Raw genomic sequence first — 16,844 nt, 5'->3', positions numbered from 1 at the left:
TCCGCCGCCTTGCGATGTACGCACCCCAGTCCCGCTCCTTGATCCACGCCCCTATTGCCGGGCGCTCTAGGCCACCTCGGCGCGGACTTTCGCGCGGCCGATCAGTGGCGCGGAGAGTGTCCGCCACTCCCGGACGGCAACGACATCGTTATGTCGGCCCAGTGTGCGGTCAACCTCACGCAGCTTGTCGGTGATCCGGGCGGATTCCAGCTGGCCGGCGAGTTCGGCCGCGCGGCTCGCGGCGTCCAGCGCGGCTTCGACGTCAGGGCTGGGCCGGGACAGGTAGGACAGCGCGAGATCCGCTTCGGCGTAGCTGCGGGTCCTGGTCCGGGAAGCGAGCTGCCGGGACCGGGATGCCAGCAGCGGAGGTTCGGCATCCGCGGCCTTGCCGAGCAGCAGGAAGCAGTGGCCCTTGCATTCCGCCACATCCGTCTCGTCGTAGTGGGCAGCCCATAGCGGGCCATCGCCGGGAGTCGCGCGGCCAAGCTCGCGTTCCATGTCGATCAGCGCCTTGCTGCAGCCGGCTTCGTCGCCCGAACGGCCCAGCGCCCAGGCGTACTTGTCGTGCAGCATTGCCAGGACCGATGGGGACGCCGCGCCGCGGGAGCGGTCGATAGCAGCCTTCGCCATGGCCAGGCTCTGGCGGAACTGGCCGAGACGCCCGGCCTGGTCGCTCATGGCGGACAGGATGCGGCTGGCGAGCATGGCGTCCCCGCAGTGTTCCGCAAGGCCAAGCGCCTGGATGTAGTAGCGCTGGGCGAGGGCCTGGTGGTTGGAATCCTGGGCGAGCCAGCCGGTGAACTGAGTCAGTTCGGCGAGTGAGCTGAACAGGTCCGGGGTATGGCGGCTGTCGAGCGCGGCCTTGGCCCGGTCGTGCAGGAACGCGACCACCTGCCCGCGAATCTCACCGCTGCCGTAGCGGGCGTCGAGCTTGCGGAAGGTCTCGGTCATATCTCTGATCATTGTCGCGGTCGGCACCGGGACCGTTGCCTGGCTCTTACCGATCATTTCGACGACGCCGGTGAGGCTTGCCAGCACCGGGTCGGCGAAGGCTGTGGCGGCGAAGGCCGCTCCGTCGTGTAACAGGTCTCGTCTGCGCATGTCTCGCCCCGAGAGTCCGGCAACGGTCCGAAGGGTGTCCGTGGGTTTCTCCGCCACGGCGAGCCCGAAGTCGTCGCCGTGATAGTTTTCGCCGCGCCAGCCGAGGTCGGACGGCGCGATAGGGTAGCCCACCAACATCGATATTTCGGCGGCGGCGAGCTCAGCCACCATGGGGTCACGGGGGCGCATTCCGCGGCGCCAGTGGCCTACGGTGGTGCGTGCGAGGCCGAGATCAACACGTCGTTGCCGGCGTGCGCGTTCGTTGACCTGCCGGGCGAAACGGGTGTCCGAGACGGATGTTTCGGCGAGTAGTCGCGCGAATAAGTTTTGTTGCGGTTCGCAGTCGGTCTGATCATGATTTTTTGACGCATGTTGCCTGCCCATTGGGCCCCCGTAGCTCATTGGGTACTGGTTCATGGTGAAATTGCCGTCGGATCCGCTGTGAGACACAACGTAGTGGAGCTGTCACAATAGTGGAAGGGGATGTGCAGACGCGCATGCGAATGCACGTATTGCCGGTCTGGCGTGCGGGATGGGCTGAGTGCGACCTGGGTCACATCGACGATCATTGAGCGTGTCAAGGACACAGGTGCGACCATGTCAAGAGCAATGAAGACCCATGAATGTGGCTACGGAGGCCCCGAGGCGTGAACATCGTCGTCACCGTCAAGCAGGTTCCGGATACCTGGGCGGAGAAGAAGCTCGATCCCACAACCAGGACGACGGATCGCAAGAGCGTCGACAACGTCATGAACGAAATGGACGAATACGGGGTCGAGGAGGCCCTGAAGATCAAGGAGGCTCATGGCGGTGAGGTGACGGTGGTCACCATGGGTCCCGAGAAGGCCCTGGAAACCGTGCGTAAGGCGCTGTCGATGGGCGCGGACAAGGCTGTCCACATCACCGACGAGGCGTTGGCCGGTTCCGACGCCCTCCAGACGTCCGCCGCGCTCGCGAAGGTTATTGCGACGCTTTCGCCTGATATCGTCATCACCGCTGCCGAGGCGTCCGACGCCCGTGGCGGTGTGCTGGGCGCGCTGCTTGCCGAGCACCTCGGGTTCCCGCAGCTGACGCAGGCCCGTAAGGTGACCGTCGACCCCGGTGCTGGCACGGTGCGAATCGAACGGCAGGCTGACAACGGCTACCTTCTCGTGGAAGCCGCGACGCCGGTGGTTGTCGGGGTTGTCGAGAAGATCAACCAGCCGCGTTACCCATCCTTCAAGGGCATTATGGCGGCCAAGAAGAAGCCGTTGACCACTCTGTCCGTCGCGGACGCGGGGCTGGACGCAGGCACGGTGGGGCTTGCCAACGCCGCGTCGACGGTCCTGGACGCCCAGCCCGCCCCGCCGCGCCAGAGCGGAACGATCGTCAAGGACGAGGGTGATGGCGGCACCAGGGTCGCTGACTTCCTCGCCGCACAGAAGCTGATCTGAGGGGTCCTGTCCGATGGCTGAGGTTCTAGTTCTCGTCGAGCACGCAGACGGCGAGCCGAAAAAAATCACCGCCGAACTGCTGACGCTCGCCCGGTCGTTGGGTGAGGCGTCCGCGGTCTTCCTCGGCGCGCCCGGAACGTACGCGAAAGCCAAGGACTACCTGGCCCAGTACGGCGCGTCCACGGTGTACATCGTCGAGTCCGAAGAGGTCACCGACTACGTTGTGGCCCCGGTGGCCGAGGTCCTGGCCACGTTGGTGACCGGCAAGTCGCCGGCAGCGGTCCTGACCGCCGCCACCCCGGACGCCAGGGAAGCCGCCGCACGCACAGCGGCCAAGACCGGATCGGGCCTGATCTGGGACGCGGTCGGCCTCACCCCAGACCTGGCCGCCACCCAGGGCATCTTCGGTGGCTCCACGGTCGTCACCTCCAAGGTCACCAAGGGGACGCCGGTTTTCGCGGTGCGGCCGAACAGCACCGCGCCCCAGGCCGCCCCGACCACACCGACCGAGGAGAAGGTCGACATCACGATCTCGGACTCCGCCAAGTCGGCGAAGGTCCTCGACCGGGTCGTGGAAGCCAAGTCGGGTCGTCCCGACCTCACCGAGGCGCAGATTGTCGTCTCCGGTGGCCGCGGTCTCGGCGGCGCTGAGCACTTCGCTCTCGTGGAGAAGCTGGCCGACACGCTCGGTGCCGCGGTGGGGGCGTCCCGCGCGGCAACCGACGCCGGCTGGTACCCGCACCAGAACCAGGTCGGCCAGACCGGCAAGACGGTGTCGCCACAGCTCTACATCGCGGTCGGTATCTCCGGCGCGATCCAGCACCGGGCCGGGATGCAGACCTCCAAGACGATCGTAGCGGTCAACAAGGACCCAGAAGCGCCGATCTTCGAGTTCGCCGACTACGGTATGGTGGGCGACCTTTTCAATGTCGTTCCGCAGCTCACCGACGCGATCGAGAAGCGCAAGGCGTAGTCTCCGCTTTCTTGCTCACGGACGTTCCAGTGGCTGGGTGCTCCCAACCAGAAGCACCCAGCCACTGCCAGTCCGGCCGGTCTCACCGGCCGAACTCGTCGAAGACCTTGGTCATGTCCTCCACAAAGCGTGACCAGGATGCCAGCCGCTGGACCGAGCCATCCGGATCAAGGCGTTCGAGGAGCTGTCGCCGGTGCTCAGAGAACCGTCTCCGGAAGATCTGAAGCCGTCGTCCGGACAACTCCGAGGCGTCGACGAGTATACGCTCTAACCGGTTCTTGGGATCTCGAATACGCTCAGCCTCATGGATGGTCGGCAGGTTGAGATTAACGTGCCCCCGCGGATTACCGGCCACCGTCCGGATGAGCTGCTCGTCCAGCAGGAGCCAGGCTTCGGTCATGCGGATCGGCACCACCGCAACGTGGGGGAGCTGTGCCACCGGTGATGACAGGACCGCGTCTCGGACCTCGAGGTACCGGGCGTCGGCGCCCGCGCCGTCCGCATCCCGGTGCACAACGATCACATCGTACTGGCCGCCCATCTTCGCGACGGCTGCCAGCTTTGCGCTGACCGAGTGACCAGGTGGCTTTTCCAGCCGGTCGAGATCGGGTGAGGTTGCCACCGCTTCAATTCCCCGTGACCACGCCAGACGTTCCACATGCGCGGCAATCCCCGCGTCGCTGGGTCCCTCGCCGAGAAAAAGTACTCGGACGGTCATGCCAGTTCGAGCCGCAGCTGGGCGCCTGGCGGGGTCGTCAGATACGGAAGGATGTCCGGCCGGGTGACCGGGGTTTCCTCGCGAAAGTCGGCACGCCATGTCCCGGCGAGCGGGCGAAGCCGTAGGGCGCGTGTGACTGTGCCGTCTGGAGTCTTTCGCGGCCCGGCGACAGCGAAGAGAAGATCGTTGTTCTCAACCATCTGGACGATCGCGGGTGAATGGGTGTTCACGATTACCTGCCGGAAAGGGTTGTCGTATCCGGGCTCCAGCTGGGGGTCGACGGCCAGGTCCTGCACGAGACGAACCATCGCCGCGATATTGCCCGGATGGATGCCATTTTCCGGCTCCTCCATGCAGATTACACCTGAAGCGGAGGGATCTTCGAGAAGGACGCACAGAGCCAGGAATCGCAGCGTCCCTTCCGACAGGCTTCGGGCCGGTAGCCGCAGCCCGGTCGATTCCTTCATATAGACGGTAAGCAGTTCCCGTACATCATCAGCCTGCACCAGCAGGTCGCGAACCCGCAATCCGGCCAGTTCGGCGAGTCTGCTCGCGACCTGGGCGTAGACCCGCTGGGGGTCACCATGGCCGGACAGCTCCTCGGTAGTGGCAATCCGGTAGAGCGCGCCGGGCAGATGACGGCCGTCGCTGCCCATTACCCGCGGGTCAACGTAGCGGTCCGACGCCCGCAGCGCTGACGGCTCCAGCGCCAGAAGGCGCCAGGACTGCATTTCCCTGCGGGCAGCCAGAATCGTGGGATCGTCGCTCCCGGTAACGGTGCTGACCACAGTCGCGGGTGCACGGCTGGCGGCTGCTGGCCGGGGCTGACCGCGGCTGCCGCCGTCCTGGTGGATACTGATGATGGGCTCGCCGTTCTCCACCGATGTCGAGATGAAGGCGGCACCACTGCGGCGCCCGAAGACCACTGCCCGACGGAAATGCTTCGCGCTGTGCGGAAAACGCAGATGCTCGGTGGCCTGACTCTGGTTGATGTGGGTGAGCCGTTCGGCCAGCAATGTGAGGCGGCCGATCCGCTCAATACCGGTAGGGGGCCGGTAGCCGATCTCAAGCTCGTACCGAAGAAATGAGATGGTCGGTTTGGCGGGCCGTCCGAAATCGTCCTCGATTTTAGCGGGAACCAGCATCTCGGCAGCGATGAACATTCGATGTGTGTCGGGAGAATAACCGTTCCAGAACAGGTCGCGGGGGTCGCTTCCGCGTTCCCCGCCGGTCCTGCGAACTGCCTGGGCGGCATCCATCATCGGCGTATCGGACAGCAGGCTCAGAAAATGGATGACGTCGAAGAGATTGGATTTTCCGGTACCGTTCTCACCGGCTATACAGGTAAATGCGCCGAGGTTAACCCGTAGCCCCAGCAGGTTTTTGAAGCCGTCAACTTCGAGTCGCGTGAGCATCGGTCCTCCCGACTACAAGCATGCCATCCCCGTGGCCCGTGTCCGCACCGGATACCCTTCGGGTCCCCGGTGCCGCACCCGATGACTGATCGGACCTGCCCTATCCGGTGAAACCGGCGTCCACGGGCACGACGGCCCCGGTCAGCGCCCCGGCGGCGGGCGAGCACAGCCAGGCGACGGCCTCCGCCACCTCAGCGGGGTCGAGAAGGCGCCGTTGGAAGGTATGCCGGGCGAACTCGCCGACCCCGTCCAGGCCGTAGATCCGGGCTGTTTCGGCGAGCATCGCCGTGTCCATCGACCCCGGGCACACGACGTTCGCGGTCACCGCCGTGCCGGCGAGGTCCGCGGCCAGACCGCGAACCAGCCCGATCACGCCGTGCTTGGCCGCCGAATACGCGGCGAGGCGCGCCAACGGACGAGTGCCCGCGGCGGAGGAAATCGCCACGAACCGGCCGGCTGGGGCGGCCAGCAGCGCTGGAACGGCTGCCCGGACCAGATGGAACACGCCGTCGAGGTCGGCGGCCTGCAACAGCCGCCAGGTATCGCTGTCGGTCTCCCATACCGGCGGCCCGCCCGCGATCACCCCGGCAACCGCGACCGCCGCGTCGAGGCGGCCGAACCTGCTTCGGGCGATTCCCACCGCGGCATCGAGATCAGCCTGGATCCGGACGTCGGCCCGCACCGCCACCGCGTCCGTGCAGCCCGCCGCGACCTTCGCGAGATCATCCCAGGTGGCGTACGGGTAGCCGCCGTGCGTGCGGTCCGCGTGACTGCCGGGGCTGGTCGCGACATCGGTGAGCACCAGCCGGTAGCCACGGTCGTCCAAGGCGGCCGCGACCGCCGCGCCCAGACCGCGTGCCGCGCCTGTCACCAGGGCTACCGGCCCGTCCACCGGGCCGTCCAGCGCCGCCGGAGCGGCTGCCAGCGGGTCCACCCGCATCAGGCACCGTCCTCCTCGCGAGGCTTCTGCCACCGGACAATGGCCGCGACCAGGTCGTCGGTGTAGGCGCGCAGCAGCCGTGCGCCCTCGTCCGGGGATGCGCCGGCCGGGTCGCCCAGGACTCCGCAGGGGCTCAGCGGCCGGACCCCGTGGCGGATCAGCTCGGCGAGCGGCGGCGACGGCCCGGCGGCCGCCCGGTCGAGGCTTACCAGGTCTGGCGCCAGGTGCAGCATCAGGGAGGTCTCGACCCGTCCCGCGTGCAGGTCCGTGTCGGCGAAGGGTACCCCCACCCTGGTGGCGACAACTGAGCGCGGCGTCCAGGCGAGTACCCGGCGTCCTTCGGAACGCAGCAGCGTGATCGCTGCCCGCAGCGCCGAGGCGTTGCCGCCGTGCCCGTTCACGAGCACCACACCGGACGCGGTGGTGTCGGCGGAGCGGGCGAGTTCGATGACCGCCAGCGCGAGCACGTGACTGCCCAGCGACAATGTGCCGGGGAAACCCGCGTGCTCCCCGCTCGCGCCGTAGGCCAGCGCCGGGGCGACGAGGACATCGGGCAGCCGAGCGGCCAGAGCGTCCGCGAGTGCCCGCGCGATCCGCGTGTCAGTCTCCAGCGGCAGGTGCGGACCGTGCTGCTCGGTGCTCCCTAGCGGCACCGCCAGCAGCGGTGACTGGTCGCGAAGCCGCGGCCAGCGGCTCTCACCGAGGTTGTTCATCAGCGTTGCGTGCGCGGGGAGCGGGACCGTCGGCACCGGGATCATCCGCCGGGAGGTACCCCCAGCCGCGCAGCGCGGTGTGAATCCGGTCGGCGGCCTCCGGCGGGTCGAGGCGGACGGCGACCCGTTCGGTGCCGCGGGATTCCCCGGCACCGGTCAGCTTCAGGACGCGGTCGCGTGCCGGCAGGGTCTGGTCCGGCGGCAGCAGCACCTTGGGACGGGGGCGCAGCGGCAGACCGGTCGTGGGCGGCGCCTGCCCCAGCGCCACCCGCAGCACCTCGATTGGCGCGCGCCGGGCCGCGACCACCGCGCGCAGCCCGGCGCGGCGCAGTGTCGCCGTCCCGGGATCCACCGACAGCACAGCTGGCGCCCGCACCCGCAGCCGTTCCCGTCGCCCGCCGTCGAGGCGGCGTTCGGCCTCGATGACCCCGGGCGCGGTCGGGATGAGGGACAGCAGGCCGAGGGCCTGTGCCGCACCGCCGCTCCCACGGCCCGCAGCGCTCCCGAGCTCTTCGCCGGCCTCGGGATCGTGGCCGAGGCCGGCGGCGACCAGCGCTGGTACCGCGCCTGAGCCGCGGCGCGGAGACCACGTCCCCGCCACCACGATGTCCCGGCGAGCCGGCTGCCCGTGGGCGCCGCCGCGGCGCAGCGCCGCGAGCACGCCCGCGGCGACCATCCGCGGGTCAGCGTCAGCGTCAGCGTCCGTGTCGGTGGCGACCCTGGTCGCGGTGGCGGCACCCGCAGCGAGCGCGCCACGCAACGTGGCGTCCGCGGCGGGCGGCCCGACGGTCAGCGCCCGTACCGGCACCGACCAGGCGTCGCCGAGACGCAGCGCCCATTCACAGGCTGCCTGGTCGGCGGCGGACAGGCCCGACAGCCGGTCGTCGATGCGGACCTCGCCGGTCAGCGGGTCCACCTCGACCGCCAGCGGCGAATGCGCCACCAACACCGTCACCTGGAGGTTCTGGAGCTCCGGGAGGCCGCCCAGGTCAGCCGTGGCGGAAGACGACACCGTGGCCTCCCTCCGGGTAGCTCCAGCGGATCGCGCCCCGCGCGCCGCAGACCATGTAGCAGGTCCCGCACTCGAAGCACTGTTCGTAGTTGAACAGGATGCCGCCGTCGGTCTTCGGCACGAACAGGTCAGCCGGGCAGGCCGTCACGCAGGCCTTGGTGGTGCACTTCTCGCACACGGTGGAGTCGACGGTGATGTGAGCCTTGTCCGCCACGTCGAAGCGCACCGTCGCCATGCGGTCGGCGAACGACAGGGTCTCCGCGGACGACGGGCGGGCCGGCCAGCGGAGGAAGGTTCGGGTACTCATGCCACGGCCTCCCTGGTGATTATGAAGCGATCATTCTTCAGCCGAAGGCACGCAGGGCGGCGGTCCCGTCCCGGGCGAGGTCACGCAGCCGCACGCCGCTGCCGCGCAGCCGGGCGCGCGCGATCGTCACGAGGCCTCGCTTCGGGCGCGGGTTCGTCACGGTGAACATGTCCTCGACGATTCCGCAGATCAGGTCCGGGTACCGATGCTGCGTGCGATCGCCGAGCACGAGTGCCGGCGCGCGGCGCAGCTTCCGGTGGTCGGCCAGCACGAACGACGACTCCAGGCTTCGCCGGTAGCCGGCGAGCCCGCGCGCGGAGGTGTCACCCGCGTCCAGGGCCTCGACCGCGGTCTGGCCGGCCGCCGCGCCCGACGCGATCGCGAAGTTGACCCCCTCCAGCCAGATCCCCGCGGCCAGGCACATCGCGGCGGCGTCGCCGACGACCAGCAGGCCGTCGCCGGCCAGCGCCGGCATGGCGTCGTAACCACCCTCGGGGATCAGGTGCGCGCCGTACTCGATCAGTTCGCCGCCTTCGACCAGCGGATGGATGGCCGGGTGGGCCTTGAGCCCAGCGATGAGCTCCTCGGGACGCTGGCGTGAGGTGGCGAGGCCCGTCACGGAGAGCACCACGCCAACGGCGATCGTGTCGAGGTTGGTGTAGACGAAGCCACCACCGGCGACACCGCCGGTACCGCCGAGGATCTCGATGTCCACGCCGTCGCGGTCCCGGATCCCGAAGCGGGCCTCGATCTCCCGGCGCGGCAGGGAGAGGACCTCCTTCGCACCGAGGGTGAAGTGGTGGGCGCCGGCCTTCGGGTACAGGCCGGCCTCCTTCGCGAGGAAGGAGTTGACTCCGTCCGCGGCTATCACCACCGGTGCCCGCAGGTCGCCGTCGGGACGGTCGGTGCGCACTCCGGTGATCTGCCCGGTGCGCGGGTCCCGCAGCAGCCCGGTGGCAACGGTGGACGTGACGAGCGTGGCGCCGTCCTTCTCGGCCAGCCCGGCGAACCACGCGTCGAACTCGGAGCGCAGCGTGGTGGCGCCGTTGTACGGCGGACGGCCCCACTTCTGGTTGCGGTAGTCGATGGCGAGGGCCTGATCGCCAGTAAGAATCATGGTCTGGCGGCGGGTGACCCACCGTTGGATGGGCGCCTGCTCGGCCCAGTCCGGCACCAGGTCATCGAGGACCCGGCCGTAGACGACCCCGCCGTAGAGGTTCTTCGCGCCCGGGAACGGCCCGCGTTCCAGCAGCAGCACCGATCTTCCCGCGCGGGCCGCGACCAGCGCGGCCGCGGACCCGGCTGGTCCCGCGCCGACGACGATCACATCCGCGTCGTGTTCGGCATCCGATGGCTGTGCGGTCGGTGCCGCTGCCGCGGTCGCGGACGGGGGGAGCGGGTTGGTGGCCGGGCGCCGCGGTGGCGCGGCCAGGTGCCCATCCGGATAGCGATCATCCGAGGGTAGCGCGCCGCTCACGATATGCTCCCTTCGTCGTGACCGACGGTCGTGTCGCTGATGCTCCCGCTGCCGACGGCCCCGCTGCCGATGGCTTTGGTGCCGGCGGTGGCCTCGGCAGCTCCGGCCAGCCGGCGGCGGAGCTCGGCCACGACCGCGGGGGCGTCCGCGATGATCGCCAGATCGGCCATGGCCATCATCGGCGCGCTCCCGTCGACGTTGACCGAGATCACGTGATCGGGGCTGCCCAGGCCGCTGGTGTGCTGAACGGCCCCGCTGACCCCGAAAGCCAGGTACAGCCGGGGCGCCACGATCGCCCCGGTGGTGCCGATCTGGCGTTCGAAGGGGATCCAGTCAAGATCGGCTACCACCCGGGTGCCGCCCAGCGACGCGCCGAGGGCCGCGGCCACGTCGGTGAGCTGCGAGAACGCCTCCCGGCTGCCCATTCCGTGCCCGCCGCCGACGATGCGGGGCGCCTCGGTCAGCGCGATCGTCGCCGGATCGGCCGCCAGCACTTCCAGCACCTCGGCATCGGGCACCGCATCCGGACGCGGGAGCGCCGGAGCGATCGACCGTGTCCGCGGGACGCCCGGGTGCGGCGCGACACCGCGGACGCCCGGCACCAGAGTCGCCACCACCGGCCCGCGTACCGGCACATGCTCGGCGAGCCGGCCGTCGTAGCGTTCGGCCACGATCTCGCCGGGGCGGACGGCGACGGCGTTGGCTACCAGCTGCCGTCGGAGAGCCGCGGCGAGCCGCGGGGCGAAGTCGCGCCCGTCCGGGGAGGCGGGCATAATGATCAAATCACTGTCGATCGGGCTGCTGTCGGCCGTGCCGCCGTCGAGTCCGGTGGCCAGGGCCGCGGACCATGCCGCCGGCGCGAACTCGCCCGCCTCCCACAGGGTGACCTCGGTCGCGGCGGTCAGGCCGGTCGCGGCACGGGCGACGCCGTCGCCGACGAGCAGTACCCGCCCGCCCGCCTCCGCGGTCACCTCGTCCGCACCCGCCGGCAGCACCCCGCGGCGCACAACAATGACACCGAGCGCCGAACCGGCTGGGCGTGAACCGGCTGGGCGCGAACCAGCTGGGCGCGAATCGGCCGAAATGGCTGAGACGGAGGGCATCTACAGGTTCCTCCCGATCCGGTCGCCGTCGATCACGGCGGCGTGCGCCCGGCGCGGTGCCACACAGTCCCCGATCCGGTGGACGGCGACCTCACCGGTGTCACGCAGGGTGCGGTAGAGATCGTCGTCGGGTTCCTCGGGCACGGCCAGCACGACATGGTCGAAGGGGCGGGCCGTGGTCACGCCGGTCGGGTGGAACAGCACCTGCAGACCGGTGTCGTCCAGGCCCAGCACCACGCTGTCCGTGGTCTGGGTGATGCCTTTGCGCGCCGCCCGGATGTTCCAGCCCTCGCTGTCCAACGTCACTCCGAGGCCCTGGCCGACCTGCATGTCCGGGGAGAGGACCTCGACCTGGCAGCCACGGTCGGCGAGCAGTTCCGCGACGGACGGCGCATGGTGGAAGCCGATCTCGTCCACGATCACGACCCGGCCGGTCGGGGACGCCGAACCGTCGAGGACGGCCCGCAGGGTGGCGACCCGGAGATCGTCGGAGTTCGCCCACCACGGCCGGGCCGGGCGGCTCCCGGTGGCCACGACGACCACGTCGGGGCGGTGGTCGCGGACGTAGTCGACGCCCACCCGGACGCCGGTCTTCACCGCCACGCCGAGTGCCCGCAGCTCGGCCAGCTGGTTGCGGACGAGGTCGGCGAACTCGGCCCGGCCCGGGACGACCGCGGCCAGGCGCACCTGCCCACCCGGTTCGTCGGCCGCCTCCACCACGGTGACGCGGTGACCGGCGCGGTGAGCGCTGATCGCCGCCTGCATGCCGGCCGGCCCGGCGCCGACCACCAGCACGTCCTTCGGCTTCACCGGCGCTCTGAGGATCAGGGTGCCGGCCGGGTCCCGGCCGTCCGGGCCGGGCTCGACGCTGCCCTCGGCGGCCCGGATCGCCTCCCGGCCGGTCAGCGGGTTCTCGATACAGCCGAGCCAGCGGTTCAGCCCCATCCGTCCGACGCATTCCTGGTTGCACGACAGGCACAGCCGGATACTGTCGGTTGCCCCGGCGCGGGCCAGGCGGGCGAAGTTCGCGTCCGCGATCTGCCCACGCACGATCCCGATCAGGTCGCAGTGCCCGTCGGCGAGAGCCCGGTCAGCCTGCAACGGGTCCTTGAACCGGCCGACACCGACCACCGGAAGGTCCACGGCGCCCCGGATCGCCGACGGGATGAACAGCGCGTACCCGGGCGGGACAGCCATCGAAGCTTCGATCATGTAGAGCGTCGAGGTGGCCGTCCCGATCGAGGTGTTGATGTAGTCGACGGCACCGGTCGCCTCGACCAGCCGCGCCACCGCGACGCACTCGTCGAGGGTGATGCCGCCCTCGATCAGTTCGTCGCCGCACAACCGCACCCCGAGAGCGAGCCCGGGGCCGATCGCGGCCCGTACCGCCCGCACGATCTCGTCCAGCAGCCGGGCCCGGTTGGCGAGCGGGCCGCCGTAGTCGTCGGTGCGCCGGTTCGTCGCCGGTGACAGGAAGCCCCGCACGATCGACGAGTGCGAGCACTGCAGCTCGATCCCGTCGAAGCCGCCTTCGGCGCAGTGCCCGGCGGTCTTCGCGTAGCCGGCGACGATCTCGTTGATCTCCGCGTGGCTGACCGCCTTGGGAACCTCGCGGAACAGCGGGTCCGCCACGGCCGACGGTGCCCACACCGGCAGCCGGGAGAACATCCCGGACGCCTGCCCGCCGTTGTGGTTGATCTGCGCGAAGATCGGGACGCCGTGCCGGTGGACCGCCTCGGTGATGCGCCGGTAACCGGGTATCGCGTTGCGGGAGAAGCCGTGGATCAGCTTCTCGTAGGGCCAGTCCGTCGGGTGTACCGAGTGCTCCTCGGTGATGATCAAGCCGGTGCCGCCGGCCGCCCGGGTCGCGTAGTAGGCGGCATGCTGCTCGGTGGGGAGCCCGTCTTCGGCGTAGTTGGTCAGGTGCGCCGAGAACACGATCCGGTTCGCGACGGTGACCGGCCCGAGCCGCAGCGGGCTGAACAGATGGCGATATCGGCTCATCGACCGGCACTCCTGCTTCCCCGGGCCGGATCCGCCTGGCCCGTCGGCGCTGGCCGGGCTACCCCGTCGCCGACGGCGAGCGCGGCCCGGCGTCCCTCCAGCACGGCCTCGTAGATGCTCCGGGGAGCGACCGCGTCCCCGACCACCGTCCCGTGCGCCGCTGCCAGCTCGTCTATCTCGTCGGGCCCGAGCAGCGGCAGCTCGGCCGTGTTGGTCACCAGCGCCGCGCAGGCGATCTCCACCGTGGCGTCGGAGAACACGTCGTCCCCGTAGAGGATGGTGCCTTCCAGCCGAGTCAATATGGTCCGTTTCACCAGTTTCACCCCGGCCTGGTGCAACCGGACGTTCGCCGGGGCGAGATCGCCGCTGCGGGACAACTGGGTGCCCACCACCAGATCCGGCGAGACCAGGGTGACGTCCCGGCCGGCCGTGGCGAGCCGCTCGGCGGCCGCGATCCCCGTCGCGTTGCCGAGCGGATCCCACACCACCACCGGACCGGACGCCGGCAGCGGATCGGCCCCGGCCGCCGCCGCCGTCAACAGCGCCCGCGCACTGCACACAACCGGCGTGGCCGGGCCGTCCTCGGCCAGTGACACCTCGGGCGCGGGTTCCGTCGGTGGCACGCTGACGGGGATGGGCTGGTCACCGTCCTGGCCACCGACCGCGACGATGACCGCTCTGCCGGCAGAGCTGATGCTCGCCGGGCCCGCCGCGGTGCGGCCCGCCGAGGTGAGGCCCGCGTCCACACCAGTGCGGATCTCCACACCGAGCCGGTGGCACTCCGCCGCCAACCAGTCGGTGAGGTCGGTCAACCGCGACCGCCCCGAGCCCGCGGCCCCCGCCACCACCGCCCCGCCCAGGTGGGGGGCGCGTTCGAGCAGGGTGACCGGATGCCCGCGCAGAGCCGCGACCCGCGCGGCCTCCAACCCCGCCGGTCCACCACCGATCACCGTCACCGCAACGGGCTCCCGCGCTCGACCGGCCACCGGAGGGTCGGTCGTCTCATGCCCGGACGACGGTTCACCCACACAGGACACCAGCGGGTTGCGGTTGTCCCGTACCTGGCAGACCTGGTTGCACAGGATGCACGGACGCGGGGGCCGGCCGGCCCGTGTGGTTGCCACCAGCTCCGGGTCGGCGATCTGCGCCCGGGTCATCTCCACCGCGTCGGCCACACCGGCGGTCAATGCCGCTTCGGCCATGTCGACGTCCACCACGCTGCCCTGCAGGATGACCGGGACGGCGGCACGACCGCCCGTATCCGCCGGGCCGTTGCTGCCGTCCGTGTGGCCGGCGCCGGTCAGCGCCGCTCGGATCGAGCCGGTGAGCTCGCGGTTGAAGCCGGGTTCGACGTGCATGTCCGGCCGGGTCGCCGATACCGTGAAGATCGACCCGCGGACCACCACCAGGTAGTCGTAGGTCCCGGCGAGCGCACGGGCGATCTCAACGGCTGCCTCGGGGGTCACGCCCGCCCACGGCGCCAGCTCGTCACAGGACAGCCGCAGCCCGACGATCGCGTTGCCGGCCGCGGCTCGGGTGGCGGTCAGCACCTCTCGCGCGAAGCGCAGGCGGTCCGCGCCGTACTCGTCCTCCCGGGTGTTCGTCAGACCCGACAGGAACTGCCGTACCAGGCTGTACTGACCGGCGTTCACCTCCACGCCGTCGCAGCCGGCGGCGAGCGCCGTGCGGGTCGCCCCAGCGAAGCCCTGTACCACCGCGTCGATGTCAGCGGGCTCCATCGACTTCGGCACCTCGCGGGTGTTTACTTCCGGTACTCGCGATGGTGCCCACAGTTCCCGCTGAGAGTACGCCGAGCTGCCCTGCCCACCCGTGTGCCCCAGCGCGGCGATGAGCAGGGTGCCGTACGGGTGTACAGCGTCCGCGATCGCCCGCCAGCCCTGGCCGCAGTCGGCGGCGAGGGGAGCCCGTTCGTACGGCCAGTCTGACGGGTGGACGGAGGCCTCCTCCGTCACGATCACACCCGCGCCGCCGGCCGCCCGCCGGGCGTAGTACGCCACCGAGCGCCGGGAGAACGCCCGGCCGTGGCACAGATTGGTCTCATGCGGACCGAACAGCACCCGGCTCGGCGCGTTCCGACCGCCCAGGGAGAGCGGATCTGTGAGCAGCATTGTCGACCCCGCCATCGGTGGAACCGTTCGGCCTGCCGTGTCCTCGTACATCGGCTAGTTCGTAATTGTATTCATATCAATTCTATAACCCTTTGTGGGCGATGGGTGACGAGTAATGAGCGATGGGTGATGGGTGGCGCCACTGGCCGCGGCTCTCAGCGAGGACGTCCCGGCCTGCGGGCCGGAAAACGTGAGATCCCTACCCCGCCTGAAGATCAGGAGGCGGGCGGGGCGGAAAAGTTCGGGGGGCGCTTCTCCTGCCGCGCGAGGATGGCCTCGCCGAGATCCGGCCAGCTGAAGGACTCACCCATCAGCTGGACGCTGGCCTCGAGCGCCTCACCACGGGAACGCTCGGCATCGGCGTACACCTGGCTCTTGATTGTGGAAAGTGATCTGGGCGAACAGTTGTGTGCCAGGTCACGGGCATAGTCGAGGGCGGCGGTGAGAGCCGTACCCGCAGGCACCACCCGCTGTACCAGGCCAAGGCGATGCGCTTCGTCGGCGTCGATCGTCCGCCCCGACAGCAACAGATCCATCGCGTTCGGCAGGCCCAGCAGTCGTTGCAGCAGCCAGGAGGTGTTGTACTCGGCGACCAGGCCGAGCCGGGCGAACGCCGTCGTGAAGATCGACTCCTGGCTGGCGATGCGAACATCCGCGCTGACGAGCAGGCCGAACCCGATGCCCGCGACCGCGCCGTTGACCGCGGCGATCACCGGGACGCGCGTGCGGACGGCGGCGTCCGCGATGGCGGCCGTGCCCGGTATGAACGTGCGCAGGGTCTGTTCACCCTCCGCGAGCAGCGCGAGGTCGGCGCCCGCGCAGAAGCCCTTGCCCGCGCCGGTCAGCACGATGGCGCGGACCGCCGGGTCGTCGTCCGCCTCGCGCATCAGCTCGACGTAGCGGTCCACCATCGCCGGCGTGAGCGCGTTGCGTTTTTCCGGCCGGTTCAGCGTGATGGTGGCGACGCTTTCGGCTACCGCATATTGCACGGCGTCACCCCGGCCATTTACGTGTATTTCGGTCATACCGGACTCCCTCGAGGTCGGGCCGGACTGCGTCGGCATGCGTGCGGCATCCAGCAGAGCAGATGCCAGGCCCACGTGCATACCGCGGACGTCTGGCGATCACTTTCTGTGATTGTGTGCCTGGAGCATGGTCAACCCGGCTTTCGGCGGGCACCGCGGGCGACGTCGCAGTGGGTTCCTGGCCGGCCGGCCCTTGCTTTTGATCATTTCTTCGGGGGCGTTGCCGAGGTGGGCATCCAGCGGCGGGAATCCGTGGGTCGATTTCCAGGTGTGGAACTCGACCGAAAGCACCACAGTTACGTCGGGGTCGGGGTCGGGGTCGGGGTCGGGGTCGGGGTCGGGGTCGGGGACGCCGGGACAGACGGGTCGGTGCTGGTCAAGGATTCGGCGACCCAGTTCACCTTCACCGACGACGACGGTTCGAAGACGGTGTACACGGCGAAGACGGTGGGCGCGTCCACCGTGTGGGTGGTCAGCCAGGTTGTCGAGCCCGG

14 protein-coding genes and 1 pseudogene are annotated in these 16,844 nt (G+C 69.9%); 3 read left to right on the top strand and 12 right to left on the bottom strand.

The features are described from left to right. Positions 1–66: 66 nt before the first annotated feature. Positions 67–1,485, bottom strand: coding sequence for a transcriptional regulator (locus tag MJ797_RS15580; protein ID WP_239335495.1), 1,419 nt, complete (start codon positions 1,483–1,485; stop codon positions 67–69). A gap of 263 nt (positions 1,486–1,748) precedes the next feature. Here MJ797_RS15580 and MJ797_RS15575 point away from each other — a divergent pair, with 263 nt between their 5' ends. Next, the gene (locus tag MJ797_RS15575) at positions 1,749–2,534 is read left to right on the top strand and encodes an electron transfer flavoprotein subunit beta/FixA family protein (RefSeq protein ID WP_239335481.1); all 786 of its coding nucleotides are present in this window, start codon (positions 1,749–1,751) and stop codon (positions 2,532–2,534) included. 13 nt (positions 2,535–2,547) lie between these two features. Next, complete coding sequence (locus tag MJ797_RS15570; RefSeq protein ID WP_239335479.1) at positions 2,548–3,507, top strand: electron transfer flavoprotein subunit alpha/FixB family protein; 960 nt, start codon at positions 2,548–2,550, stop codon at positions 3,505–3,507. A gap of 82 nt (positions 3,508–3,589) precedes the next feature. On the opposite strand, the gene MJ797_RS15565 is transcribed toward MJ797_RS15570, so the two are convergent. The 11 genes from MJ797_RS15565 to MJ797_RS15515 form a co-directional block, all read right to left on the bottom strand. After that, positions 3,590–4,225, bottom strand: coding sequence for a hypothetical protein (locus MJ797_RS15565; protein WP_239335477.1), 636 nt, complete (start codon positions 4,223–4,225; stop codon positions 3,590–3,592). Then, the gene (locus MJ797_RS15560) at positions 4,222–5,640 is read right to left on the bottom strand and encodes an AAA family ATPase (RefSeq protein WP_239335475.1); all 1,419 of its coding nucleotides are present in this window, start codon (positions 5,638–5,640) and stop codon (positions 4,222–4,224) included. The genes MJ797_RS15565 and MJ797_RS15560 overlap by 4 nt, the downstream gene beginning before the upstream one ends. 100 nt (positions 5,641–5,740) lie before the next feature. Then, positions 5,741–6,580 carry a mycofactocin-coupled SDR family oxidoreductase gene (locus MJ797_RS15555; RefSeq protein WP_239335473.1) on the bottom strand — a complete coding sequence of 280 codons (840 nt, stop codon included), beginning with the start codon at positions 6,578–6,580 and terminating at the stop codon, positions 5,741–5,743. Further along, positions 6,580–7,329, bottom strand: a complete 750-nt coding sequence (gene mftE, locus MJ797_RS15550; RefSeq protein WP_239335471.1) for a mycofactocin biosynthesis peptidyl-dipeptidase MftE — start codon at positions 7,327–7,329, stop codon at positions 6,580–6,582. The genes MJ797_RS15555 and mftE overlap by 1 nt, the downstream gene beginning before the upstream one ends. Continuing rightward, positions 7,277–8,305 carry a hypothetical protein gene (locus tag MJ797_RS15545; protein WP_239335469.1) on the bottom strand — a complete coding sequence of 343 codons (1,029 nt, stop codon included), beginning with the start codon at positions 8,303–8,305 and terminating at the stop codon, positions 7,277–7,279. Before MJ797_RS15545 ends, mftE begins: the two co-directional genes overlap by 53 nt. Then, positions 8,283–8,612: a ferredoxin family protein gene (locus MJ797_RS15540; RefSeq protein WP_239312492.1), complete on the bottom strand. Its 330-nt coding sequence runs from the start codon at positions 8,610–8,612 to the stop codon at positions 8,283–8,285. The genes MJ797_RS15545 and MJ797_RS15540 overlap by 23 nt, the downstream gene beginning before the upstream one ends. A gap of 37 nt (positions 8,613–8,649) precedes the next feature. Next, positions 8,650–10,044, bottom strand: coding sequence for an FAD-dependent oxidoreductase (locus MJ797_RS15535; protein ID WP_374582318.1), 1,395 nt, complete (start codon positions 10,042–10,044; stop codon positions 8,650–8,652). 41 nt (positions 10,045–10,085) lie between these two features. Next, entirely contained in the window at positions 10,086–11,192 is a 1,107-nt protein-coding gene (locus MJ797_RS15530; protein ID WP_239335465.1) for a mycofactocin-associated electron transfer flavoprotein alpha subunit, read from the bottom strand. After that, positions 11,193–13,196, bottom strand: a complete 2,004-nt coding sequence (locus MJ797_RS15525; protein ID WP_239335463.1) for a mycofactocin system FadH/OYE family oxidoreductase 2 — start codon at positions 13,194–13,196, stop codon at positions 11,193–11,195. Continuing rightward, positions 13,193–15,340, bottom strand: a complete 2,148-nt coding sequence (locus MJ797_RS15520) for a mycofactocin system FadH/OYE family oxidoreductase 1 (RefSeq protein WP_239335458.1) — start codon at positions 15,338–15,340, stop codon at positions 13,193–13,195. The genes MJ797_RS15525 and MJ797_RS15520 overlap by 4 nt, the downstream gene beginning before the upstream one ends. 200 nt (positions 15,341–15,540) lie before the next feature. Continuing rightward, positions 15,541–16,350, bottom strand: a complete 810-nt coding sequence (locus MJ797_RS15515) for an enoyl-CoA hydratase-related protein (protein ID WP_239335457.1) — start codon at positions 16,348–16,350, stop codon at positions 15,541–15,543. A gap of 108 nt (positions 16,351–16,458) precedes the next feature. Between MJ797_RS15515 and MJ797_RS15510 the strand changes: the two are divergent. After that, a pseudogene (locus tag MJ797_RS15510) lies at positions 16,459–16,844 on the top strand (hypothetical protein); the annotation flags it as partial.

Origin of the sequence: Protofrankia sp. CiP3 (assembly GCF_917627345.1) — a bacterium.
Taxonomy (GTDB): Bacteria; Actinomycetota; Actinomycetes; order Frankiales; family Frankiaceae; genus Protofrankia.
This window is presented reverse-complemented; position numbering and strand designations above follow the sequence as displayed.

Coding starts and splice junctions, on each gene's coding strand:
- MJ797_RS15580 (WP_239335495.1), bottom strand. CDS start 1,485: ATGGGCAGGCAACATGCGTCAAAAAATCATGATCAGACCGACTGCGAA.
- MJ797_RS15570 (WP_239335479.1), top strand. CDS start 2,548: ATGGCTGAGGTTCTAGTTCTCGTCGAGCACGCAGACGGCGAGCCGAAA.
- MJ797_RS15565 (WP_239335477.1), bottom strand. CDS start 4,225: ATGACCGTCCGAGTACTTTTTCTCGGCGAGGGACCCAGCGACGCGGGG.
- MJ797_RS15560 (WP_239335475.1), bottom strand. CDS start 5,640: ATGCTCACGCGACTCGAAGTTGACGGCTTCAAAAACCTGCTGGGGCTA.
- MJ797_RS15555 (WP_239335473.1), bottom strand. CDS start 6,580: ATGCGGGTGGACCCGCTGGCAGCCGCTCCGGCGGCGCTGGACGGCCCG.
- MJ797_RS15540 (WP_239312492.1), bottom strand. CDS start 8,612: ATGAGTACCCGAACCTTCCTCCGCTGGCCGGCCCGCCCGTCGTCCGCG.
- MJ797_RS15530 (WP_239335465.1), bottom strand. CDS start 11,192: ATGCCCTCCGTCTCAGCCATTTCGGCCGATTCGCGCCCAGCTGGTTCG.
- MJ797_RS15525 (WP_239335463.1), bottom strand. CDS start 13,196: ATGAGCCGATATCGCCATCTGTTCAGCCCGCTGCGGCTCGGGCCGGTC.
- MJ797_RS15520 (WP_239335458.1), bottom strand. CDS start 15,340: ATGGCGGGGTCGACAATGCTGCTCACAGATCCGCTCTCCCTGGGCGGT.
- MJ797_RS15515 (WP_239335457.1), bottom strand. CDS start 16,350: ATGACCGAAATACACGTAAATGGCCGGGGTGACGCCGTGCAATATGCG.